This window comes from Candidatus Binatia bacterium (assembly GCA_036382395.1).
Classification (GTDB): Bacteria; Desulfobacterota; Binatia; order HRBIN30; family HRBIN30; genus JAGDMS01.
The window spans coordinates 1-24,455 of record DASVHW010000191.1 but is presented as its reverse complement, the minus strand read 5'-3'; the positions used below and the strand labels follow the sequence as shown (position 1 = coordinate 24,455).

The window sequence follows — 24,455 nt, the reverse complement described above, 5'->3', positions numbered from 1 at the left end:
GATCCGATCGCGTTTGAGCGCTTATGCCAGCGTATCCTTCGGGAATCGGGTTTCATCGAAGTTGAAGTCACGAAGCGTAGCGGTGACGGCGGTATCGATGGCCACGGAACGATTCGGCTGGGCGGTCTGATTAGCTTCAATGTCTTGTTCCAGAGCAAGCGGTACAAGGGCAATATCGGTCCGGACGTAGTCCGAGATTTCCGAGGCGCAATGGTCGGCCGAGCTGACAAAGGGGTGCTCATCAGCACCGGGGGGTTTACGCTTGAAGCCCGACGCGAGGCCACTCGGGACGGTGCGCCTCCGATCGACCTGATTGACGGGCGTCTCCTTGCCGAGAAGCTGAAGGAACTGAAGCTCGGCGTGCGGACTAACCTCGTCGAGCACGTGGAAATCGTCGAGGACTGGTTCCATTCGATATGAATCTGAGTGCGCTGTCCAACGAAAGGTGAGCTGATGCCCGCCGATCCAAAGGAAATACTGAACAGGTTCCACGACGCCAGCTTCCTGAGAGAGTTTATCGGCGCGTCGAACACGGCCGTTACGGCGGAGATGAACCAGACCCGGATTGCAAGCGAAGTTCTGCTGGCGAAGACGATTGCCGATGCCATGGCGGAACATGCAAGAGCGCTTCAGGATTCTGCAAGCGCGTCAGATAAGCACGCGCGAAGCCTGACCCGCGCGACATGGGCGTTGGTCTTCGCGACAGTCGCGCTCGTGCTGCTCACCGCGGCGCAGTGGTGGCGATTAATTACAGCAGACATAGGTGTTGCGCGGCGGCGCTCAGCTGCCCAACCATCCGCTCCAGGCGGCGGCGAAGAGCACGCCGCGCCTGAGCGCCACGACGTTGACAGTCGGAGATGACCGTGCCGGTGGATGACACAGATATCGTATACGCAGAACTTGTGCGACGAGATCAGGCAGCGGCATCTGAGCACGGGCGCAGGCTGGCCCGGCTGTGGGCTCAGCAGCTTTCCGGAGTGATCAAACGAGTCTTCGAAATATCTCAGAGGAGCGGGCGCGTCGCCTGGCATGTCGATGCCAGAACTGAAGCCATCTTCGAGATGGCAAGACTACTGAACTGGCTAGGCGAGCGGATTGTCGATCGTGGTCTCAACGGTCGAGCGGTGGCTCATATTGACATCGCCGAGGAGCAGGCCGTCCTAGACTCGCCGCAAGGGATTGAACGGATCGAGAACACCGCGCAGATCGTTGCCGAGAGAATCTGGAACCGAGTGTATGACAAACTTCAGGAGAAATACCCGCTCGTCCAAGAACCCGGAGTCGAGAATACTCTGCCTCGTTTACCCGGTCGCTTGCCTAGACGTCGACAGAGAGGCACGAAAGATAACCATTTCGTACCTCGGTTCACGATCCGGCCCTGGGCCGGCGCAGACGGACAAGTTCGCGAGTTCCGTCGCCTCTCAGGCGGAAGAATTCACTCTCGGCTGCGGCCCTACGCTCGCTGGGGCTTCGAGCACTTCCTCTATCCGCAGGGCCTTGAGGAGTATTTCCAGCGGGTTGAATCTCGTGTCGCGGCTCCGTACCGTCAAGTGCTCCAGTATCTGCCTCTCACCCCGCATGATCGTTACTTCTGGATCTCATTTCTGATCCTTCAGCATCTGCGTACGCCAGCGTTCATGGCGACTCTTGCAGCCGGACTGAGCCGACGGATCAAGGCTGAGAGGTGGGCGTACCCAACGACCCCGGAAGCCATGCGACGGGCGTACCTCACCCTGTTCGGGGAAGACAAGGTCTTCAGCGCATACTATAGCCGAATCAATGAACGCCGGTGGCATCTACTGGTACCCTCAGCGGGGATGTCGTTTCCGCGTACTGATGTGCCGATCGTAATCACGGGTGAGGTGCGCACGCAGGCCTGGCGCTGTGTTTATCCTCTCTCGCCCGCGAGGTGCTTCCAGGTCGGGCCGGAACGGGCGGCAGAGACCGACGTCCCGTTCGCACTCTCCCAGACCCTAAGCCTGGAGGAAACGATTGGCTTGAATAATCTCTTGTTGAGCCAAGCTAGACGCTCTGTGGTAGTTCGGCCAACGGATGATCCGGGTCAATGGTCACACGTAATCGACCGTGCACTTGTCCGCACAAGCACCGCCGAGGAATATCAAGCATGGGGATCTTTGGAAGTGAAGAGCTGACCGCTGTCTAACAAGGCCGCTCCAGGCGACGGCGAGGAGAGCGCCACGGCGTTAGAGGTAGAGGTCTTTGCGCGGCGCGAGAGAGCCGTCGAGACGCTCGCCGAGCGTGAAGAAGTATTCCCACTGTGTGTAGAAGCGTGGCGGATTCACGGCGGGGACGGCAACGCCCGAAGCCTCGCAGCCGTAGGCGTCACCAACCAGCGCGATGACGCGATCGCATTGCGCGATGTATTCCTCGAGGTGTTCGATGAGCGTGCGCGGACCCTGCTGAAAATCCTCCTGCACCCTGACCTCGCAGCCGATCGCGCGTAGGTCGCTGGCCAGCGCGTCGCGACAGTCCTTGAACTGGCCCGACACCGCGGAGAGAAAGATCCGGGTCGGCATGCTCTGCGACTTCTGCACCGAAACGGGTTGGATCTGCAAGAGGTTGATGTTGATTGTTATGACGTTGCCGCGGGCCGATGCCTAAGATTGTTCCGATCCACCATAAGAGCCCGCGTTTCTCACCATCCATCTGCTGCACCGGCGGATATGCCCGTGTCGAGCGCCGCACAACACCGGCGCTGCTGACCACATCGACAAAGCTCTTGATTTATCGGTCTCGCTCAGAGAAGAGAGCCACGCAGGTCCGTCGTCGAGCACGGCGACCCAAGGAGGTCACGAACATGAAGGCACTGCAGTTCCGCATGAGCGTGCCGAGGATCGTACTGACGCGTGCCCTGGGCGTGTTGTCCCGCAACGCGTTCACGAGCCCGATTGGGCCCGTGCAGCTCGAAGAGCTTCCGGACGCGCAGGTGCGTGGAGACCGCTGGGTGGTGGTGCGCACGGCTCTGACGGGTGTCTGCGGCAGCGACCAGAAGCAGGTGCTCCTGAAAGGCCACTTCGACAACCCGATTTCGGGCATCATCTCCTTCCCGCACGTGCTCGGACACGAATCGACCGGTGTCGTCGCCGAGGTCGGCAAGCTGGTAACGCGTGTGCGCCCCGGCCACCGGGTGGTCGTGAATCCCTGGCTCTCCTGCGAACCGCGCGGCATCGAGCCCGTGTGTCCGTCGTGCGCCGCCGGTAACCTCTCCCTCTGCCGGAACTTCGACCGCGGCGCCCTCGCTCCCGGGCTCCACCTCGGGAACTGCAACGACGCGCCGGGCGCCTACGCCCCACGCGTGGCCCTGCACGAGAGCCAGCTCTTCCGATTGCCGGTGAATGTGACGTACGAGCAGGCGGTCCTGGCGGATCCTTTCGCCGTGTCGTTCCACGCCGTGGTCAAAGACCCGCCCGATGGCGAGGAGCCGACCGTGCTGATCTACGGCGCCGGCACGATCGGGCTCTCGGCCGTGGCGGCCGTGAAGGTCGTCAAGCCCAAGGCGCGCATCCTCGTAATCGCCCGCTACCCACAGCAGGTCGACGCCGCCAAGCGGCTCGGCGCGGCCGAGGTCATGACGTCGAGCCAGGGCGCCGAGCTCATCGCCACCGTATCGAAGCTCACCGGGGCGTGCCCGTGGAAGTCGCGCTGGCATGGCCTGCCGATGCTCGATGGCGGTGTCGACGCGGTCTACGACTCGATCTGCTCGCCGCAGACGATCGAGATCGGTGTGCGCATCATCCGCCCGCGCGGCATCCTCTCGATCATCGGCGTCGAAGCGCCGAAGCGCTTCGAGTGGACGCCGATCTACTTCAAGGAGCTGCGCATGGTGGGATCGAATGCATTTGGCATTGAGGAGTTTCGTGGCGTGCGCAAGCACGCGATGGAACACTACGTCGACCTGTGCACCTCGGGCGAGGTGGACCTCGGGTTCCTCGTCACGCACCGCTATCCGCTGGAAGACTGGAGAGCGGCGTTCCGCACGGCGATCGCCAAGACGACAGGTTGCGTCAAGGTGGCGATCACGTTCGCCGACGCGCCGCGGGCGTGATCGGGCCTCGGGCCGTGGCGCCGGGTCATCCGCCGCCGCGGACTGCGATCCGGGCGCCCGTGCGTACCTGGTCGCCATCGCGGCTCCCGTCCTGTCCCGGATCGCCGTTGACGCGGACACGCAAGGCGCGGTCGCGACCGATGGTGTCCTCGAGCACAAACCCCTCGGCGTGTCGCACCGCGTTGACACCGTCCAGGCCGAAGACCATGCCGCGGGGGTGATCGACGAACACCTCGCCGTAGCGCTCCGTCGCCATCAGGGCGCACGCGGCGGCGCTGCCTTCGCCCCAATCGAATCCGCTGCGCACGCCAGGGCTGTCAAAACCCCCATGGCCGTAGTTCTCCACGCTCTTCCCGGCCGGAAGCTTCCGCATCTCCGCGGGCGAGCGGTCCCAGCGATAATCCCAGCCGGCCTCGCGCGGCCAGTTGGGGCACGACCCATCGTAGATCGTCGGGCAGATGTCGCGGTTCTCCGGAATCGCCTGCAACGCGAAGGCGGCCCGCAACGCTGCCACGCCACGGACAAAATACTCGGCGTCGCCGAACACACGGTAGGCGTCGATCAGCAACAGTCCGTAAGGTGCCTGCCGTGCGTCGCTCCACTCACCGTCGGTATTCATGACGCCGAAGCCGCCGAAGGCGCGGTACGACAGGAACGGCGGCTCCCACACTTGCTGGTAGCTGGTAGAGGCAGAGCTGATCGAGCGCCCGCCGTGCAGCTGCCAACCACCGGGCCCGCTGCTCCGGCGTGCCCGCTTTGCTCTGGGCGAGTCGCATCAGGCACTCCGCGGTCCAACCCATCGACAGCGTGTTTTGCGGCGCGATGCCGGTGCAACCGCTTCCCGAGCAGCGCCAGCCCGATCGCCGAGCGCAGCGCATTGAACCAGGCTTGGAAAAAGACCGCTTGGCCGAAGGCGGAGTAGTTGATCGGTCCACCAACCGTGCGGCCGCCGACCGAACCTTCGACCCACTCATCGACGAACACGGCATCAGAGGCGCGGACCGCATGCTCGGCGAACGGCAGCGCCTGTGTGCGCGCCCGCGCCGCTGGCGCCGTGCCAGTGTGCCGCCACACCCAGCGCGCGCAGCTCGATTCGAGCGACTGCTCAGCGGCGGACTCCGCGACCACGTGCAGCGCGAAGCACAGCGGCTGTGTGGTGCCCCCGCCCGGATCGCGACGAAAATAGGTGTGCCCGTACGGCTGCGAGGCCCAGAGGCCGTAGGCGAGCCGCGCGCCGCGTGGGTCGCCAATATCGAGGTCCAGGGCTGCGGGCAGCGCGCGTTCATGCCCAAGCAGCTCGACGTCGGGCAGCAGCAACACGCGGATGTCACCGCTCTCCATTGCCGCGACCGGTGACCGGAAGCTGTGATCGGCGATCACATCGTCGGCTGCCGGGCGGAGGTGCGGCACCCACGCGCGCACGGGGTGCGGCGCATCGGCCGTCCAATGGAAATCCAGCCACGCCGCCACCGCCGGCGCCGTGGGTGCCGACGGCGACACGGGCTTCGATACGCACCGTGTCGCCGTCGGCGGCTGCCGAAAGGTGGATGGCGCGCGCTTGCGGCTGTGCCCAGAGGCGGCCGCTGAGCACCACGCGGCCGCGCCAGGCTACGGTGATATCGGGAGCGGCGAGGCGGACTTCCGTATCTCTTGCCCGACAGATCATACGCGTCGCGTATACCATAACCGGCCGGCAACTGGTCCAATCGCGCCGGCGCGAGACTTTCGCCGGCAGTGCGGGTATAGGTCTGCGTCATGCACCGGGAACGCGATATGTCGGCGACGGTGGGAGTCGTGCTCGCGGCCGCGTCGTTCGCCGCCGTCGGTGGTTGCCTGACCGTGCCGGGCACGCTGCTGCCGGTCCTGGTGGATGCGTTCAACATCCGGCTGGTGGAAGCCGGGTCGATGTTCGCCCTACAGGCGACGGCGTATCTGCTCTCGGTGGTTTCGGCCGGGCACATCATCCAGCGCTGCGGCATGCGAGTCGCCCTCTGCGTCGGCATGCTGGGATTCGCGGCGGGCTTCGCCGGCTTCGGACTGGTGTCCACGTGGTCGGGCGGTGCCACGATGATGTTCATCTCCGGCCTCGGCTTCGGTGTGGTCGAAGTGGCGTTGAACACGTTGCTCGTCGCCATGGGCGGCGCGCGGCGCGCCAATCTGCTCAACCTCGCACACCTCTTTTTCGCCGTCGGCGCGTTCATCGGACCGGCAGCGGCGGCGCGAGCGGTTGCCGGAGGGGTGTCCTGGCGCACGGTGTTTGGCGTGGCGGGAGGGTTGGCAGCGGCCGTCGCACTAGGTTGGGCACTGCAGCCGATCCCTCACGCGGCGCGCGTCGACGACAGCCCGGCGCAGGAGCAGGCGCGGGCAACGCCGCTCCGCTCCAAGCTGACTATGGTGATGGCGTTGATGCTCGCGGCCTACGTCGGCGCGGAGATGGGCATCGGCGGCTGGTTGTCCAAGTACATGGTCGCGGTCCGGGGTGTGGACCTGAGCTACGCGGGCACGGCGGTGTCGCTGTACTGGATGGGTTTGGCCGCGGGCCGGCTGGTGCTGAGCGCCACGTCACAGTACCTCAGCGAGCAGCGCCTCGTCCTTGGCTTGACGATCTTTGCGGCGGCCGCGTTCGCCTTCGCACTGGTCACGCCGCAACCGGCGCTGGCGGTTGTGGCGTTTGCGCTCACGGGCCTTGGATTTTCGGGGATCTTCCCGGGCGTCATCGCGCTCGCCGGCCGCTATCATCCAGACAACGTTGCCGGGATCACCAGTGCCGTGGTGACCGGCGCGGCCCTCGGCGGCATCACCATTCCCTGGGTTATGTCGGCGGTCGCCGACGGCTTCGGACTGGTTGCGGGGATGGGTTTCTATCTCATCATGTGTGGGCTGATGATCGTGCTGGCCGTCGCCATCAATGCGCTCGGACCAGCAACCAGCGACAGCAGCGAAGTCCTCCGGTCAGCAGCACTCGGAAGCAGTGCCATACGGGGGCCGCGCAGGGAGCGATAGCGCGCCTGCTGGAAGGCACCCAAAGTCGGTCAAGAATTACGGGCTTCCATCGCTACCGATTTGGTATTAGTAAGCCCCCGTGCGTGGGGGTATTCAAACAAGGAGGCCTAGATGGCAGGCATTGTGCGATACGGCAGCTATGTTCCCTACTTCCGCCTGACGCGGGCGGCGATCGGGGCGGGCAAGGGCGAGCGCGCGGTTGCGAGTTTCGATGAGGACGCGGTCTCGATGGCCGTCGAGGCGGCGCGCGACGCGCTCCGCGGCGGGGTGGCCGTCGACGCGCTCCTGTTCGCCACGCTCAGCCCCGCCTACGCCGAGAAGCTGGACACGGCAACGATCCAAGCCGCCCTCGATCTGCCGGAGACGGTGAGCTCGGTCGCACTGAGCGGATCTTCGCGCATGGGCCTGGCGGCGCTGCTGCTCGGGCTCGACCTGGCGGCGGCCGGGAAGCGGGCACTCGTCTGCGCCGGCGACCTGCTCACCAGCGCGCCCGGCAGCGCGCGCGAAAGCCAGGGCGGGGATGCGGCGGCGGCATTCGTCACCGGTTCGGATAACGAGGCGATCGCCCGCGTCCTCGGACGCGCGTCGTCCACCATGGAGATTCTCGATGTCTGGCGGCTGCCCGAGGACCGCTTCGTCCGGCAGTGGGAGGAACGCTTCACGGCCGACACCATGGCGCCGGCGATCATCGACACGGCGAAGCGCGCGCTCCAGGCCGGCGGCGTCGACCCGTCGACACTCTCGACCGTCATCCTCGACAGCATTAACCCGCGCTCGATGGCGAACCTGCCGAAGGCGCTCGGCCTCAAGCCCGAGCAGATCGCCGACACGCTCGCGGCGAGCGTCGGACGCACCGGCTGCGCTCACGCCGGGCTGCTGCTGGCGCGTGCCCTGGACAAGGCCAAGCCCGGCGACCGCATCCTGATCGTGTGCGCGGCCGACGGCGCCGACGCCCTGGTCCTCGAGGTGACCGGCGCGATCACGAACCTGTCGGTGCGTAAGGTCGACCGCTGGATCGCGTCGAAGCGCAACGACCTCGCCTACAACACCTACCTCAAATGGCGCGGCATCCTGCCGTTCGAGCCGCCGCGCCGCCCCGACCCGGAGCGGCCGGCCGCGCCGCCGATGCGCCGGCACGAACGCTGGAAGCTCGCCTTCGTCGGCTCGCGCTGCACCAAGTGCCAGGCCGGCCACCTGCCCCCGCAGCGCGTGTGCGTAAAGTGCGGCGCGGTAGACCAGATGCGCGACGAGCGCTTCGCCGACACCTCGTGCCGGGTGGCGACCTACACACTCGACCACCTGGCGTACTCGCTACAGCCGCCGGTGGTGGCGGCGTTCGTCGACTACGAAGGGGGAGGGCGCTTCTCCTGCGAGCTGACCGATGTGGACCCGAAAGCGGTCGCGATCGGCGACCACCTGGAGATGACGTTCCGGCGACTATTCACGGCGCAGGGCGTGCACAACTACTTTTGGAAAGCCCGCCCCGGGCGGTGATCACTTGAATCCCTCTCCTTTCGAAGGAGAGGGTTGGGAGAGGTAGTTGGCTGTTGTATCTGGTAGTAAGATTGATAACGCGGGACTGGGAGGTGATGCGAGCGCGTCGACCTCACCCCGGCCCTCTCCTTGGCAAGGAGCGGGAGAACGAACGGAGGACACATGGCTAGCAACGGCATCAAGGATCGCGTCGCCATCGTTGGCATGGGCTGCACGCCCTTCGGCGAGCACTGGGACAAGGGTCCCGAGGACTTGCTGATCGACGCCGCCCAAGAGGCCTACCGCTCGGCGGGCATCGACGCCGCGCAGGTCGACGCCTACTGGCTCGGCACCATGGCCAGCGGCACCTCGGGCCTCATGCTCTCCGAGGCCCTCAAGATCCCGTACAAGCCGGTCACGCGCCTCGAGAACATGTGCGCCACCGGCAGTGAGGCGATGCGCAACGCCGCCTACGCGGTCGCCAGCGGCGCCTACGACCTGGTGATGGCGATAGGCGTCGAGAAGTTGAAGGACTCCGGCTACTCCGGCCTGGTCATCAGCAGCCCGCCAAACGACGGCACGCGCTCGAGCATGACGGCACCGGCGACCTTTGCGCTGCTGGCGCCGGCGTACGCCAAGAAGTACGGCGTCGACGAGGATCAGCTGAAGCAAGTGCTCGCCCGTATCGCCTGGAAGAACCACAAGAACGGGGCGAAAAACCCGAAGGCGCAGTTCCGCAAGGAGGTGTCGATCGAGACCATCTGCAAGTCGCCGCCGGTCGCCGGCATGCTCGGCATCTTCGACTGCTCGGGCGTCAGCGACGGCTCCGCCGCGGCGATCCTCTGCCGGGCGGAGGATGCGCACAAGTACTCGAAGCATCCGATCTTCATCAAGGCGCTCTCCTTCGCGGCCGGCCCCGCCGAGGGCTACTACAGCCAGGACTACGACTTCACCACCTTTCCCGAGGTCGTCGCCAGTGCGCAGGAAGCCTACAAGCAGGCGGAGGTGAAGAACCCGCGCGACGAGATCAGCATGGCCGAGGTGCACGACTGCTTCACCACTACCGAGCTGGTGCTGATGGAGGACATGGGCTTCTCGCCGCGCGGGCAGGGCTGGAAGGACGTGATCGAGGGCCGCTTCGACGGCGACGGGCCGCAGCCAATCAATCCCGACGGCGGCCTGAAGAGCTTTGGACACCCGATCGGTGCCAGCGGGTTGCGCATGATGTACGAGATGTGGCTCCAGCTCCGCGGTGAGGCAGGCGCGCGCCAGATCAAGGATCCAAAACTCGGGATGACACACAACCTCGGCGGCGCACCCGGCCGGTGCGTGAGCTTCGTGTCGGTGGTCGGCGCCTGAGGCGGGCGCGGGGGCCAGCCTAGCGGCCCACCGTAGCACAGGGAAGGAAATTCCCTGGGATTTCCACACTCGTGCGATACTCCGCGGCCAGAGGAGTTCGCGTGCCGGTGGTAGCCGGAATGCGGCTCGGGCGGTTACAAATCAGCATTGCCCATCCTGCCATTGACACCGCCTTCCAATATCTCTACATTCCCGCGCCTTCTAAAGGAATGGCGCCCATGAGAAAGGCTTTTTTGAAAAACGTCCGGGAAAGGCTGATGGAGATGCGCCGCCAAACCTTGCGCGAGATCAGCAATGATCTGAAGCAGGGACGGGAGGGCGTCAAGGACGAGGGCATGGATACCTATGACCTCGCCAGTGAGGAGCGCGACCGGGAGATCAGCTTCATCCTGACAGATCGGGAGCGCGACAGATTGCAGGCCATTCAAGAGGCGCTTGGCCGTGCCGATGAAGGCACGTACGGCATTTGTGAGAACTGCGAGTCGGAAATCGCCCCGGCGCGGCTGGAGGCGTTACCCTTCTCGCGGCTGTGTGTGAGTTGTCAGGCGGAACGCGAGAAAGAAGCCAAGAGCGCGCGGCGCTTCGACGATGAGCGGGCGTACCGGAAGCTCAGCGCAACCGACAGCGACGAAGAAAACACCTGATTTCTTCCTTTTTTGTACCGGCGGTGGAAATACGCCGCGTCTTCGCACCAGCCAGCGACGGGCTCGTTCATGAGCGCATCATCGGCGCGCTTGCGTATGGAGGCGGTCGCGATTTTTCGCGCCGCCATCAGTGCCGTCGATCCTGCCAATTTGGTGATCGATCACCTCTCCCGACATGCGGCTGAAGCACTGCACGACACGGCCGGGCGCACGCCGGGAGAAAACTGCGGACCGACGCTCGTCATCGGGGCTGGAAAAGCGGCCGCCCGGATGGCGGCCGGCTGCGAGCAGGTTCTGGGTGCGGAGAACGTTTGCGGGGAAGTCATTGTCGCCGATGGCTGCACCGTTGGACTGCGGTCCGTGGCGGTGAGTGAAGCCGGGCATCCGTTGCCCGATGGGCGCGGAGAACGGGCGGCACAGCGCATCATGCAACTGCTCCGGGCGCAGGACCGTGGTGACACCGTGTGCCTCATCAGCGGCGGCGCCTCGAGCTTGCTAGTGTGCCCGCGACCTCCGGTCACGCTGCAGGACAAAATCGCCACCACGCAGCTGTTGCTCGAGTGTGGCGCCGACATTCGCGCTTTCAACACCGTCCGCAAGCATCTCTCCGAAGTGAAGGGTGGCGGCTTGCTGCGTCATGTCCGGACTCGCATGTTGGCCCTCCTCATCTCCGATGTCATCGGCGACGATCCCAGCACGATCGGATCGGGACCCACCGTCCCGGACGACACCACCTTTGCTGATGCCTGGGACGTTTTGGCGCGCCACCAACTCGAGACGCGGGTGCCCGCCACCGTAACGACCCTGTTGAAGAGTGGCATCGAGGGAAACGTCGCCGAGACCGTGAAGTTCAGCAGTGCGGAAGCCGTTTGCTGTCGCAGCCAGATCATCGGCTCGAATCGCACCGCACTCGAGGCAGCGGCAACGTCAGCCCGTGCGCGTGGCTGGACGGTCGATGTCGACGGACAGCCGTTGAGCGGAGACACCACCGCGGCAGCCCGGGGCTTCGCCGCCCGAATACGGCAACTGGCCGCGCGCCGCGGTGGTAAACCACTGTGCGTGCTCGCCGGTGGCGAGACCACCGTGCGGGTGAAGGGCAAGGGTCGGGGCGGACGCAACCAGGAGTTTGCGCTCGCACTGGCGGGCACGCTGGCGGGAATGCCGATCACCCTCCTCAGTGCGGGAACCGACGGCGTCGACGGCCCCACCGACGCGGCGGGTGCATTTGTCGACGGGACCACGCTGCTGCGGGCTCAGCAGCGCGGCCTCGACATCGACGCCACCCTGGGGGCGAACGACTCATTCACCTTCTTCTCCGAACTCGATGACCTCTTCCGCTGCGGGCCAACCGGCACCAACGTGATGGACATCAAAATCGCGCTCCTGCCAGCCGCCGCACGCGACACCGGTTTCTAGTTCGCTTGAGCCCCCTGTGATAGGAATTCTTCGTGAGGACCAGCTACCTTTCAGAGATTTTCGTGTCGTTTCAGGGTGAAGGCGCCCACGTCGGCTACCGTCATCTGTTCGTCCGGTTGGCCGGATGCAATCTGCGGTGCCGATACTGCGATACGCCGGACAGCTTGGTACACACCGACACCTACAGCGTATTCAGCGGCAGCCGGCCGCCACGGATCGAACGCAACCCCGTCTCAGCTGAGGATCTCGCCAGCCTGATCACCGCTGTGCTCACACGGGAGGCGCCCATCGATGCGATTGCTCTGACGGGTGGGGAACCACTGGCACAGTCCGACTTTCTGGTGGCGCTGCTCGAGACCGGTCGGTTTCCGGTACCGGTGCTGCTGGAAACCAACGGGGTATTGCCCCGCCGCTTGCGTGAAGTCCTGCCGCTGGTGAACATCATCAGCATGGACATCAAGCTGCCATCCAACACGGGTGAAGGCGCGTTCTGGGAGGAACACTTGGAGTTCCTGGAACTGGCACGGACGAAAGATCTGTACGTGAAGATTCTCGTGGATCAGGAAACGGCCGACGAAGATGTCGAGCGCGCCGCTGCGCTGCTGGCTCCCATTGAACCAAGCGTACCGGCGTTCATGCAGCCAATAGTCGACGCGGCGCAGAGACCGTCGGTCGACACGGATCGTCTCACGCAACTCTACCTCATTGCCAGGCGTCACCTGTCATCGATCCGTGTGCTGCCGCAGACCCACAAGCGGCTGGGCATTCGCTAGCATCGACATGAAGAAGCGGGGGAGCTATCGGGTCACATTGATCCCGGGCGACGGCATCGGACCCGAGGTCATCGGTGCGGCCACCGAGGTGATTGCCGCCGCCGGCGTCGATATCAACTGGGACCGGCAACTTGCTGGAATAGCCGCACTTGAGACTTTCGGAAACCCTATCCCTGACGAACTGCTGCGTTCCATCCGGAAGAACCGGGTGGCGTTGAAAGGACCGCTGATGACCGGCGTTGGACGGGGCTTTCGCAGCATCAACGTGGCGCTGCGCAAGACGTTCGATCTCTATGCCAACCTCCGGCCGATTCGAAACCTGCCCGGGCTGAGAACCGCGTTTAAAGGTGTCGATCTAGTCGTCGTTCGCGAGAACACGGAGGATCTCTACGCCGGTATCGAGCACCAGATCGCCCCGGGGGTGGTGGAGAGCGTAAAAGTCATCACCGCCAAGGCATCGCGCCGCATTGCCCGATTCGCCTTCGAGTACGCGCAACGCGAGAAGCGTCACAAGGTGACCGCGATCCACAAGGCCAACATCATGAAGCTGTCAGATGGCCTCTTCCTGGCGTGCGCCCGTGAGGTCGCGAAGAAGTACCCGCGAGTGAAGTACGAGGAAATGATCGTCGATAACGCCTGCATGCAACTGGTATTGCGGCCGGGTCAATTTGATGTGTTGCTGTTGGAAAATCTTTACGGGGACATTGTCTCGGACCTCTGCGCCGGCCTGGTGGGGGGATTAGGCGTCGTCCCTGGTGCGAACCTCGGCACACGGTACGCGATCTTCGAAGCCGTGCACGGCACCGCGCCCGACATCGCCGGAAAGAACCTGGCCAATCCCATCGCTGCCGTTCTCTCTGCCGCCTTGATGCTGCGGCACCTCGGCGAACACAGGGCAGCGGCACGGATCCAAACAGCGGTTGAGTCCGTCGTGCGTGCCCGCCGTTGTCGCACCCGTGATCTCGGCGGCCAGGGTTCGACAACGGACTTCACTCGCGCCATTGCGAGCGCCCTTCCGGCGTAACATGTGGCAGCCATCTCACATTAAATACGCCGCCGGAGCTTATGGAGTTGCGGAGCCGTCAGCCGTGACCTGCGGCCCGAAGAACGCTACGGTTTTTGTGGAGGGCGACCATCTCGCCGAGTGAAGAACGATGCAGCCACACGCTCCAATCACCCGACTGGCGCGCGAGCAAAGAGTCGAGCAGCTTCAGAAGGAAACGTTCGATCTCCTCGTGATTGGTGGTGGCATCAACGGTGCTGGCGTCGCCCGTGACGCCGCGTTACGCGGTCTTCGCGTCGCGCTGATCGAGAAAGCCGATTTCGGCAGCGGCACGAGCAGCCGGTCGTCGAAGCTCATCCATGGCGGGATACGCTATCTCCAACAGGGTGATTTCCGGCTCGTCCGTATTGCCTGCCGGGAACGTGACTTGCTCCGGCGCCGTTTAGCTCCGCACCTCGTCCGACCACTCGCCTTCTTGTTCCCAGTCTATCGCAACGATCCGGTCGGGGTGTTCGCGCTGGGCTTGGGGATGTGGCTGTACGATCTGCTGGCGATCTTTCGCAACATTCGCAGACACCGCATGCGGACGGCGAGCCAGACGTTGGCTCTCGAGCCGACGCTCCGAAGCGAGGGGCTTCGCGGTGCAGCGCTGTACTATGATTGCTTCACCGATGACGCCCGGCTCACGCTCGAAACGGTGCTGGGTGCTGAAGAAGAAGGGGCGCTGGTCGGCAACTACCTCGAGTTGAGAAGCTTCATCAAAGAGCAGGGTCGCCTTGCCGGGGCGATCGTGCAAGACCAATTCGGCGGGTCCGAGTTCGCTATCCGTGCGCGCTGCGTAGTGAACGCAACCGGACCTTGGGCGGATCATGTGCGTCGACTGGACGACGCATCGGCCACGCCGTGTCTCCGGCTGACGAAAGGGGTGCACGTGGTCGTGCCGCGGGAGCGAATTGGCAATGCGCATGCCGTCGTCCTGCGCTCGCCCCAGGATCAGCGGATACTGTTCGTCATTCCGTGGGAATCGCACGCCATCATCGGCACGACCGACACTGATTTCACGGGAAGCCCCGAGGAGGTCACGGCCGATGACCAGGACGTGGACTATCTGCTGACGGCAGCGAATTGGTTCTTCCCAACGGCGAAACTGTGCACCGCAGACGTGGTCAGCAGTTACGCTGGACTCCGACCGCTGGTGGCGCCCGAAGGCGGCGCACAAGATCCATCTGCTGTATCGCGCGAGGAGGAGATCCTTGAGAGTCCCTCGGGGCTGATCACCTTGGCGGGGGGTAAGCTGACCACCTACCGGTTCGTGGCCGCAGAGATTGTCAGCCTTGCGGCTAAGCGGCTCGGCAGGGCAAGAGAGGCACGGCGGATATCTTGCAAGACTGCAACAACGCCGCTGCCGGGCGGGCGGGCGGCAGACCCGAAACTGACGGCAGAGGAAGTAGTTGCGCGAAACGGCAGCGAGCTGACCCTGGAACAAGTCCATCACCTCGCCCAGCGGTACGGTAGTCGCACCATGGAGGTGGTCGAACTAGTTCGGAACGATGCCAAGCTGAAGCAAATGATCGTGCCCGGTCTGCCCGAAATTTGGGCAGAGGCGGCCTATGCGGCTCGAAACGAGATGGCACTTCATCCTGATGACATCCTGGAACGCCGGACCCATGTAGCGCTGAAGCAACCGCTGAGGGCATCACAAGTAACCGAAAAATTACGAGAAACACTGAGGTTATTCAGAAGATAACGGAATTCCATTAGGTCCCTACGGGATGACGCGTTCATTCCCGCCTAACCGAGTCTTGCTTCCGCCGTTTCGCCGGTGATTTTCGGCCAATGTGCCCGTCTTGGCCGGAATATTTTTCTTGACAATTTCAGCTCTTCAGAGGTAGTATCATTTGTGAATTCTGTTATAAAACCGATGATGAGGAGGGGTGGAGCACTCGCTAAAACGCAACAAATGGCGGAAGATACCAAAATCTCCAGGAAGGAACTGAGTGAAATCGCCCTCGACTACGGGTTCCCGCGGGTAACTGGCGCGCGTGAGATCACCGAAGGGTCGGCCAACACGTTGTACGCAGTCGACACGGCGAAGGGAAAGTTCCTCGTAAAAATCGATGAGGTGAAGAGCGAGATCGAGGTTAAACGCGAACTCGATCTTCTCCTATTCCTGCGAAAGCACGGCTTTCCTTGCCCCGTGCCGCTATCCGACAGGCGTGGTCACCACTATCGCGAGCGGGAGGGGAAGTCCCTTTCGGTTTACCGCGATGTCGACGGGCACAGCATCGAACCTGAGGATCTCAGTCAGGGACAACTAGAAAACGTTGGTCGTGTCCTGGGAGACCTTCATCTCATCGGAAAAGCTTATAAGAAAGGCATCGATAATCGCTTTGGATTTGATCGAGTTGCGGAGGTGTACTTCGACGCCCGCGGGCGCCTGCCGCATTACTTCAAGAAGATCGTCCGCACGCTCGATGAAGAAATCGAGTACCTCAACCACTATCTCGAAGGGAAGCTGCCGAAAGGCATAATCCACGGAGACCTGTTTCCCAACAACATCAAGTTCAAAGGCGAAAAAGTCGTTGCCGTGCTCAATTTTGACGCAGCCTGCCGCGGCAAGTTCATCTTCGATCTCGCCACGGCGGTGAACACTCTCTGCTACGAGGACGGTCGCTACTCTTTGAAGAAGTTTGAGGCGCTGATTGCCGGATACGAAAGCTTGCGCACCCTGTCGCTGGCCGAATGGGACGCCTTTCCCAACGAGTTGCGCTTTTCTGCCTTCCGCTTCACGGTAACGCGTTTGCGCGAGTTTTTCCTCAACCCGGTCGATGAACGCCAGCGCATCAACAAGGACTTCCAAGACTTCTACGAACGCCTGCGCATTCTGCGGCGCGAGCGTGCCGGTGGTATGGAACCGATTCTCATGGCCATGGCCACTGGCTACGACTATCGCAAGTATCAACGCGTCAAAGCCGTCGAAAAACGCAGCGGCCGATGAGTCGCTGACGCCGTCTCCGTTCGCCCCCTTCCGCACGCCGCCCCCCCCTTGCGGCACGTGGTGTTTCCGATAAGAATCGACACCATGGCTGAAACCATCCAGCAAGCTGTTGCCGACATTTTGCGCCTTGTCGGAGAAGACCCCATGCGTGAGGGGCTGGCAAAAACCCCGGAGCGCTTCGCCCGGTCGATGCAGTTTCTTACCAAGGGATACGCCGAAGATCCCAAGACCGTGATCAACGGAGCGTTATTTGTCGAAGACTACTCGGAAATGATCGTCCTGAAAGACCTGGACTTCTTTTCCCTCTGCGAGCACCACATTTTGCCGTTCTTCGGGACCGCACACGTCGCCTACATTCCAAAGCATCGAATCGTCGGCATCAGCAAACTCGCTCGTCTCGTCGAGGTCTATGCGCGACGCTTACAGGTGCAGGAACGCCTGACCACGCAGGTCGCCAACATGCTCATGGAGGAGCTTGACCCGCTCGGCGTCGCGGTGGTGCTGCGTGCTGAGCACCTGTGTATGCGCATGCGTGGCGTCGAAAAACAGAACTCCATCGTCGTCACCAGCGCCATGCTGGGCGCCTTCCGCACGCACCAGGAAACGCGTCAGGAGTTCATGACCCTGGTCAACAGCGGCCGCTCGGCCGGTTGACACACCGGGAAAGATCCGGTATCGGACAGGCGGTTTTTTGGTCTGCACAACTGGCGCACGTGGAATCGACCACGATGGAGTGCTGGCCTTCAGTAGGTCGAACGCCTGGGCCTCTGAGCTATAGAGGTTCAGGCTTTTTTTTGTCGAAGGTGCCCCGTGCTGAAGAGTTATCTGTTGGCCCCCGGGCCCACCCCCGTGCCATCGCGTGTTCGGCTCGCCATGGCACAGCCCATCATCCATCACCGCACGCCTCAATTCAGCCGCATCTTCTCCGCAGCGAGAAAAGGGCTGCAGGAGCTCTTTCAGACCGAGCAGGACGTGTTGATGCTTGCGGCTTCAGGCAGCGGCGCCATGGAGGCGACGGTCAGCAACCTGTTCTCCCCTGGCGACGAGGTCCTCGTCGTCAATGGCGGCAAGTTCGGGGAACGCTGGATGCAAATCTCGTCGGCCCTCGGATTGAAAGTCGTCGAGTTGCGCGTCGAGTGGGGCAAGAACGCCAAGGTCGATGACATCCGCCGCCTGCTGGATCAGCGGCCGGCGATCCGCGGCGTGTTGATCCAGGCGAGCGAAACCTCCACGACCGTCCTCCACCCGGTGCAAGCAATTGCCGAGTTGACACGCAAGCGTGACGTACTTTGCGTCGTCGACGGCATCACCGCGGTCGGCGTCCTCGACCTGCCAATGGACCGTTGGGGTATCGATGTGCTGGTCACCGGTTCGCAAAAGGCACTCATGTTGCCGCCCGGACTGGCATTCATCGCGCTGAGCGAGCGCGCCTGGAAGCGCAGCAAAGAAGCAAAGGTGCCGCGCTTCTACTTCGACCTGGCCAGGGAACGGGACAACCAGGCCAAGGACACCACGGCGTGGACTCCCGCGATCTCGCTCATCATCGGCCTGCGCGAGTCGCTGGCCATGATCCGCGAAGAAGGGCTCGCGCGTGTGTTCGAACGACACGCCCGCATGGCGGCGGCAACCCGCGCCGCGGCAGCAGCGCTCGATCTGCAGTTGGTGGCAGCCGATGCCCCGAGCCCGGCGGTAACGGGCATGTTCACGCCGCCCGATGTCGACGGCGGTAAACTCGTCGCCTACCTGCGCGACCGGATGGGAGTCACGTTCGCCGGCGGACAAGATCAGCTGAAGGGAAAAATCGTGCGCATCGGGCATCTGGGCTACATGGGTGCGTTCGACGTCGTCACCGCCATCGCAGCGCTGGAAATGGCGCTGCTCCACTTCGGTCATCGCCTCGTGCTCGGCCGCGGCGTCGGCGCGGCACAAGAAGTGCTGATGGCCGCACTACCGGAGTAAACTATGCAGCGCGTTCTCGTCAGTGATAAGCTTTCCTCGCAAGGCCTTCAGATTCTGAAGGCGGCGCCGGACATCGAGGTTGACAACATCACCGGCCTCACGCCGCAGCAACTGGCTGAAAAGATTGCGCCGTACCACGGCCTGATCGTGCGCAGCGCGTCAACGGTGACCGCTGAGGTCATCGCGGCGGCCCAGAATCTCCGGGTCATCGGGCGCGCCGGCATCGGGGTGGACAACATCGATGTGGCCGCGGCGACGAAAAAGGGCATCGTGGTCATGAACACCCCGGCCGGCAACAACGTCACCACGGCCGAGCACGCCATCAGCATGATGCTGGCACTGGCGCGATCGATTCCCCAGGCTACCGCGTCGATGAAGAGCGGCAAGTGGGAGAAGGGGAAATTCACCGGTTCGGAAGTGTTCAACAAAACCCTGGGGATCGTCGGTATCGGCAACATCGGCAGCCTGGTCGCCGACCGCGCCCTCGGCCTGAAGATGCGAGTGATCGCGTACGATCCGTTCATCTCGCAGCAGGCGGCCCAACGCCTCGGCGTCGAAGTGGTCAGTCTCGACGAGCTGTACGCCCGGTCGGATTTCATCAGCGTTCACACGCCGCTCAACCCGGAAACACGAGGCCTCATTGGGACCGCCGCGTTTGCGAAGATGAAGAAAGGCGTGCGCATCATCAACTGCGCCCGCGGCGGCATTGTCGACGAGGAAGCGCTCGCGGCGGCCATCGGCGAAGGCAAAGTCGCCGGCAGCGCGCTCGATGTCTTCAGCCAGGAACCCCCGCCGCCGGATCACCCGCTGCTGAAGTTGAGCCAGGTCATCTGCACCCCCCATCTTGGGGCGGCCACCGATGAGGCGCAGGTAAACGTCGCCATCGCCATCGCACACCAGGTGGTGAACTACCTTACGCACGGGGTCATTCAGGACGCGGTCAACGTGCCGTCGATCAGCCCGGAATTGTTGGAGGTGCTGGGTCCGTACCTCGCGCTGTGCGAGAAGCTCGGCAGCCTGCAGGGTCAGTTACTCACCGCCTCGGCGGCCGAGGTGGCAATCGAATATGCCGGCGAGGTGGCGGACTACGACGTGAAGTCACTGACGCTAGCGGTGCTGCGCGGGCTGCTCATGCGCGTGCTGGAATCGACCATGGTCAACTACGTCAACGCGCCGACGATCGCGCGCGACCGTGGCATCAAGATCGTGGAGTCGAAGACCAGTCAGCAAAAGGGGTTTTCGAACCTCGTCACCGTCACCATCAACACGGCGAAGGGGCCAAGCATCGTCGCCGGCGCGATCTTCGGGCAGCGCGTCATCCGCTTGGTCCGCATCAATGACTTCTACCTGGATGCCGACCCGCACGGATTCATTCTCATGCTCCACAACCGTGACGTGCCGGGAGTGGTGGGCTCGGTCGGCATGCTGTTGGGAGAAGCCAAGATCAACATCGCCCGGTTGGAGCTCGGGCGGGAGCACGTCGGCGGCATGGCGATCTCGCTGATACACGTGGATGATGACATCCCCGATTCCGTACTCGAGCGGCTGCGCACGTTGCCCAGCATAGTCTCGGCCCAGCTGGTCAGGCTGTAGTTCTCACATGGCCGCCAGCGCGCCGCGGAGAGGAGCTTGACGCGTCATGCCGGCGGTCGTCGTTGTCGGAGCGCAGTGGGGTGACGAGGGCAAGGGGAAAGTTGTCGACATCTTCGCCCAGCATGCCGATATCGTTGCCCGCTATCAGGGGGGTAACAACGCCGGGCACACGCTCGTCGTTGACGGCCACAAGACGGTTCTCCACCTCGTGCCGTCGGGCGTGTTGCACTCCGGAAAGGTGTGCGTGATCGGCAACGGCGTGGTCGTCGATCCCGCCGTGCTCATCCACGAGGTCGATGAGTTGCGCCAGCGCGGCTTCCTGTTGCAGGACGACCTCCTGAAGATCAGCGACCGCGCCCACGTCATCATGCCCTATCATCGCGCCATCGACCTGGCGCGCGAGCGCTTGCGCGGCGAGGGGCGCATCGGCACCACCGGGCGTGGCATCGGGCCCACTTACGAGGACAAGATGGCGCGCATCGGCATCCGCTTCGCCGACTTCTGCGACGACGCAATGTTCGCGGAGGCCTTGCGGCGTACGTTGAAGGAGAAGAACTCGTACTTGCGCGCCATGCTCAAGGAGAAGGCGCTCGACTTCGACGCCATCCACAGCGAGTACCGGGGCTATCGGGAGCGTCTCGCAGCCTGTGTCACTGACACCAGCGTGTATCTGCACGACGCCCTGCGCCAGTCCAAGCGCGTGCTCCTCGAGGGCGCGCAGGGTACGATGCTCGACGTCGATCACGGCACCTACCCGTTCGTCACCTCGTCGAACACCGTGGCGGGCGGCGCCTGCACCGGCACCGGCATCGCGCCGCATGACGTCTCCGCCGTCATCGGTATCGTCAAGGCCTACACCACGCGGGTCGGCAGCGGCCCGTTCCCGACGGAGCTGGTGGACGCGCTCGGCAAGAAGCTCCAACAGGACGGCGACGAGTTCGGCGCCACCACCGGGCGGCCACGCCGCTGCGGCTGGTTCGACGCCGTGGTGGTGCGCAATGCCGTACGGCTGAACGGCATGGGCGGGCTGGCGCTCACCAAGCTGGACGTCTTGACCGGATTCGACACCGTACGCATCTGCACCGCGTACGAGTTCGAGGGGCGCCGCCTGCAGGACTTTCCCGCCAGTACGGCGGTGCTGCGCGGCCTCAAGCCCGTGTACGAGGAATGGCCCGGCTGGCACGAGCCGCTCCACGGAGCCCGCTCGCTGGCCGACCTGCCCGCCAACGCCCGCGCCTACGTCCGCCGCTTGGAGGAGGTGACCGGAACCACGATGATCATGGTTTCGGTGGGTGCGGGACGGGATGAGACCATTCTCTTGCGCAATCCTTTCGAGTGAAGTGAGCCGCTGCCAATTGAGCCGGCATCTCGGCGTCAGCCGGGCCGCCATCACTGCCCAGCTCCGAACGTCTGATTAGCAACGTCCCTATCTGGTCTCGCCTCGGAGGCGTACCCCAACGCAGTCCCCACCGGTGGGGACAGCGGTCCATTACGGTGCCTGGTACGGAGGTGGAGGGCGACGCTGTCCCGTGATAAGCGTGGCTCCCGCGGAGGACGAGATGGATCTCACACGTCGGAATTTTATTTGTTCAGCAGGAGCGGCGACTCTGCTGCTCTCGCTCCATCGACTCACCTTCGGCCAGGTCGGCGCCACCGGCGCCGCCGGAGCCGGCGTGGCAGCGGGCGGTCTGCCGCCCATTCCGGACTATCGAGTCTGGGAGGATGTGTTTCGCAAGAAATGGGTCTGGGACAAGGTGGTGCGCAGCAGCCACTGGGTGAACTGCTGGTATCAGGCCCACTGCGCCTGGAACGTGTACGTGAAGGACGGTGTGGTCTGGCGCGAGGAGCAGGCGGCAGACTACCCGCAGACCCGCCCCGATGTCTCCGACTTCAACCCGCGCGGCTGCCAAAAAGGCGCCTGCTTCAGCGAGCGCATGTACGACCCGACACGCGTCAAGTTCCCGCTCAAGCGTGTCGGCGAGCGCGGCTCGGGGAAATGGCAGCGGATCTCCTGGCAGCAGGCACTCGACGAGATCGCCGACTCGATGATCGATACGATCGTCAAAGAGGGCAGCGACCGGGTGATCTGGGACCTCGGGCCGGGCATTTCCACCGGCGTGCAGACGGCGGGGCAGGCCCGCCTGCGGGTCCTCCTCGATTCGACTGCGCTCGACATGAACACCGAGATCGGCGACGGACACCGCGGCGCGGCGGAGACGTTCGGAAAGATCGTCTTCGAGCGCTCGGCCGACGACTACTTCTTTTCCGACCTGATCCTGTGCTGGGGCGCGAACCCCGTGTACACCCAGATCCCGAACGCGCACTTCCTGCTGGAGGCGCGCTACAAGGGCGCGGAGATCGTCTGTATTACGCCCGACTACAGCGCCTCGGCGATCCATGCCGACCGCTGGATCCCGGTGAAGCCGGGCGGCGACGCGGCGCTCGGACTCGGCGTGGCGCACGTGCTCATCGCCGAGAACCTCTTCGACCGCGCCTTTGTGCAGGAGCAGACCGACCTGCCGCTGCTCGTGCGCGAAGACACCCACCTATTTCTGCGCGGCTCAGACCTCAAAGCAGGCGGTGACGCCGACCAGCTCTTTCTGCATGATCCGAAGGCCGGCATCGTACCCGCGCCGGGGCGCAGCCTGGCGCTCGGAGGCCTGACGCCCTCGCTCGAGGGCCGCTTCGAAGCAACGCTCGCCAACGGCAAGAAGGTCGGTGTGCGCCCGGTGTTTGAACACCTCCGCGAGCACCTCGCGGCCTACGAACCCGAGAAGGCCGCCGCCCTGAGCGGGACGCCGGCAAACCTGATCCGGGACCTCGCGCGTCGCCTGGCGAAGGCGAAGGCGGCGTCTATGGTGACGACCAGTAACTTCGCCAAGTACTATCACGGCAACCTCATCGAACGGACCCAGGCGCTCGTCTTCGCGCTCACCGGAAACTTCGGCAAGAAGGGCAGCGGCTTCGTCGGCTTCCCCTTCCTCATGCACGACGGGCTCGAGAAGTTCATAATCTCCTCCTTCGGCCTGGGGGTGCGTGGGCTGATCGGCGCCTACGGGCTGTACGAGGAAACACGCCTGCAGCTGGCCGGCTACACCGACGAAATGATGGTCTACGAGCGCAGCCGCAAGAGCTTCGAGACCGGCATGGAGTGCTCGGGCGCGCTCTTCTGGTACGTGCACGGCGGCTTACTCGAGGCGAGCGACGCGCTCCAGGGGTGGGACCCGTATCTGAAGCGGCCAGTGCGCGAGGTGCTGAAGGAATCTCTGTCCAAGGGCTGGCAGTATGTCTGGCCCAAGCCCGGCAACGACCCGCGCGTCATGTTTTCGCTGGTGAGCAATCCGCTGCGGCGCATCCGCGCCTATCCGCTGCTGCTGAAGCACCTGTGGCCGAAGCTGCGCACCATCGTTACCATCGACTGGCGCATGACCTCGACCGCGATGCAGTCGGACTACGTGCTCCCGGCGGCCGGCTGGTACGAGCGCACCGAACACAAGTGGGTGACGCCGCTCATGCCCTTCATCCACGCCGGCGAGAAGGTGACCTCGTTCCAGGAGGCCAAGTCCGACTGGGAGATCTTCGCGCTGCTGGCCAAGGCGGTCGATGCCCGCGCCGCGGCGCGCGGAGTCACCGAGTTCAAAGATCGCGCCGGCCGCTCGCGCTCCTTCGTCGGGCTCTACAACCAGTTCTCCTCCAATGGCGAGTATGGCCCGACCGACGACGATAAGGTGGCCCGGACGCTGATCGAAAACGCCAGCAACCTGCAGGGCGTGCAGTGGGAGGATTTGAAGAAGCGGGGCTGGGCGCGCTTCACCGGCCTGGGCAAGAGCATCGCCTCGATCGGGACCGCGACGACGATCAAGCCCGACGACACCATCACGCCCTTCACCGACCACGTCTTCGACAAGAAACCCTACCCGACGCTGTCGCGCCGCATCCAGTTCTACCTCGACCAGGAACTCTACCTGGAGATGGGCGAAACGCTGCCCACGCACAAAGACCCGCCGACCGCCGGCGGGAAATATCCGCTGCAGCTCACCGGCGGGCACACGCGCTGGAGCATTCACGCCGCGTGGCGCGACTCGCGGATCATGCTCCGGCAACAGCGCGGCGAGCCGGTCGCCTACATGAGCGCGGCGGACGCGGCCGCGCGCGGCATCGCCGACGG

21 protein-coding genes and 1 riboswitch are annotated in these 24,455 nt (G+C 64.0%); of the genes, 18 read left to right on the top strand and 3 right to left on the bottom strand.

Annotation, left to right across the window (positions count from 1 at the left end):
* The 3 genes from VF515_08855 to VF515_08845 all read left to right on the top strand — a co-directional run.
* Positions 1–420: restriction endonuclease (locus VF515_08855; GenBank protein HEX7407741.1), on the top strand; the 420-nt coding region annotated here is incomplete at its 5' end.
* Positions 421–453: 33 nt separating this feature from the next.
* Positions 454–861 (top strand): hypothetical protein, encoded by a 408-nt coding sequence (locus VF515_08850; protein HEX7407740.1) that lies wholly within the window; start codon positions 454–456, stop codon positions 859–861.
* A 2-nt stretch (positions 862–863) separates the two neighbouring features.
* Complete coding sequence (locus tag VF515_08845) at positions 864–2,153, top strand: DUF4238 domain-containing protein (protein ID HEX7407739.1); 1,290 nt, start codon at positions 864–866, stop codon at positions 2,151–2,153.
* Positions 2,154–2,204: 51 nt separating this feature from the next.
* On the opposite strand, the gene VF515_08840 is transcribed toward VF515_08845, so the two are convergent.
* The gene (locus tag VF515_08840; protein HEX7407738.1) at positions 2,205–2,537 is read right to left on the bottom strand and encodes a DUF4062 domain-containing protein; all 333 of its coding nucleotides are present in this window, start codon (positions 2,535–2,537) and stop codon (positions 2,205–2,207) included.
* A gap of 281 nt (positions 2,538–2,818) precedes the next feature.
* Here VF515_08840 and VF515_08835 point away from each other — a divergent pair, with 281 nt between their 5' ends.
* Positions 2,819–4,066: a zinc-binding dehydrogenase gene (locus VF515_08835; GenBank protein HEX7407737.1), complete on the top strand. Its 1,248-nt coding sequence runs from the start codon at positions 2,819–2,821 to the stop codon at positions 4,064–4,066.
* 25 nt (positions 4,067–4,091) lie between these two features.
* Here the strand turns inward: VF515_08835 and VF515_08830 are convergent, their stop codons facing one another.
* A complete protein-coding gene (locus VF515_08830) occupies positions 4,092–4,685 on the bottom strand; it encodes a hypothetical protein (GenBank protein ID HEX7407736.1) in 594 nt (197 codons plus the stop codon).
* Positions 4,682–5,566 (bottom strand): hypothetical protein, encoded by an 885-nt coding sequence (locus VF515_08825; protein ID HEX7407735.1) that lies wholly within the window; start codon positions 5,564–5,566, stop codon positions 4,682–4,684. The genes VF515_08830 and VF515_08825 overlap by 4 nt, the downstream gene beginning before the upstream one ends.
* Before the next feature lie 255 nt (positions 5,567–5,821).
* Between VF515_08825 and VF515_08820 the strand changes: the two genes are divergently transcribed.
* The 14 genes from VF515_08820 to VF515_08755 all read left to right on the top strand — a co-directional run.
* A complete protein-coding gene (locus VF515_08820) occupies positions 5,822–7,069 on the top strand; it encodes an MFS transporter (GenBank protein ID HEX7407734.1) in 1,248 nt (415 codons plus the stop codon).
* Positions 7,070–7,180: 111 nt separating this feature from the next.
* On the top strand, positions 7,181–8,563 hold the full coding sequence (locus VF515_08815; protein HEX7407733.1) for an OB-fold domain-containing protein: 1,383 nt from the start codon (positions 7,181–7,183) through the stop codon (positions 8,561–8,563).
* Positions 8,564–8,725: 162 nt separating this feature from the next.
* Entirely contained in the window at positions 8,726–9,901 is a 1,176-nt protein-coding gene (locus VF515_08810; GenBank protein ID HEX7407732.1) for an acetyl-CoA acetyltransferase, read from the top strand.
* Between the two features lie 101 nt (positions 9,902–10,002).
* Positions 10,003–10,545: a TraR/DksA family transcriptional regulator gene (locus VF515_08805; protein HEX7407731.1), complete on the top strand. Its 543-nt coding sequence runs from the start codon at positions 10,003–10,005 to the stop codon at positions 10,543–10,545.
* 69 nt (positions 10,546–10,614) lie between these two features.
* A complete protein-coding gene (locus tag VF515_08800; GenBank protein HEX7407730.1) occupies positions 10,615–11,961 on the top strand; it encodes a DUF4147 domain-containing protein in 1,347 nt (448 codons plus the stop codon).
* A gap of 32 nt (positions 11,962–11,993) precedes the next feature.
* Positions 11,994–12,734, top strand: coding sequence for a 7-carboxy-7-deazaguanine synthase QueE (locus tag VF515_08795; protein ID HEX7407729.1), 741 nt, complete (start codon positions 11,994–11,996; stop codon positions 12,732–12,734).
* Positions 12,735–12,741: 7 nt separating this feature from the next.
* On the top strand, positions 12,742–13,758 hold the full coding sequence (locus tag VF515_08790; protein ID HEX7407728.1) for an isocitrate dehydrogenase (NAD(+)): 1,017 nt from the start codon (positions 12,742–12,744) through the stop codon (positions 13,756–13,758).
* A gap of 130 nt (positions 13,759–13,888) precedes the next feature.
* On the top strand, positions 13,889–15,484 hold the full coding sequence (gene glpD / locus VF515_08785) for a glycerol-3-phosphate dehydrogenase (GenBank protein ID HEX7407727.1): 1,596 nt from the start codon (positions 13,889–13,891) through the stop codon (positions 15,482–15,484).
* 213 nt (positions 15,485–15,697) lie between these two features.
* Complete coding sequence (locus tag VF515_08780; GenBank protein HEX7407726.1) at positions 15,698–16,735, top strand: homoserine kinase; 1,038 nt, start codon at positions 15,698–15,700, stop codon at positions 16,733–16,735.
* 84 nt (positions 16,736–16,819) lie between these two features.
* Positions 16,820–17,389, top strand: coding sequence for a GTP cyclohydrolase I FolE (folE, locus tag VF515_08775; GenBank protein ID HEX7407725.1), 570 nt, complete (start codon positions 16,820–16,822; stop codon positions 17,387–17,389).
* Positions 17,390–17,425: 36 nt separating this feature from the next.
* Positions 17,426–17,507, top strand: a riboswitch (ZMP/ZTP riboswitch).
* 38 nt (positions 17,508–17,545) lie between these two features.
* Positions 17,546–18,694: an alanine--glyoxylate aminotransferase family protein gene (locus VF515_08770; protein HEX7407724.1), complete on the top strand. Its 1,149-nt coding sequence runs from the start codon at positions 17,546–17,548 to the stop codon at positions 18,692–18,694.
* Between the two features lie 3 nt (positions 18,695–18,697).
* Positions 18,698–20,287, top strand: a complete 1,590-nt coding sequence (gene serA / locus VF515_08765; protein ID HEX7407723.1) for a phosphoglycerate dehydrogenase — start codon at positions 18,698–18,700, stop codon at positions 20,285–20,287.
* A 46-nt stretch (positions 20,288–20,333) separates the two neighbouring features.
* On the top strand, positions 20,334–21,626 hold the full coding sequence (locus VF515_08760; protein HEX7407722.1) for an adenylosuccinate synthase: 1,293 nt from the start codon (positions 20,334–20,336) through the stop codon (positions 21,624–21,626).
* Between the two features lie 220 nt (positions 21,627–21,846).
* A partial coding sequence (locus tag VF515_08755) for a molybdopterin-dependent oxidoreductase (GenBank protein ID HEX7407721.1) occupies positions 21,847–24,455 on the top strand: 2,609 nt, incomplete at its 3' end.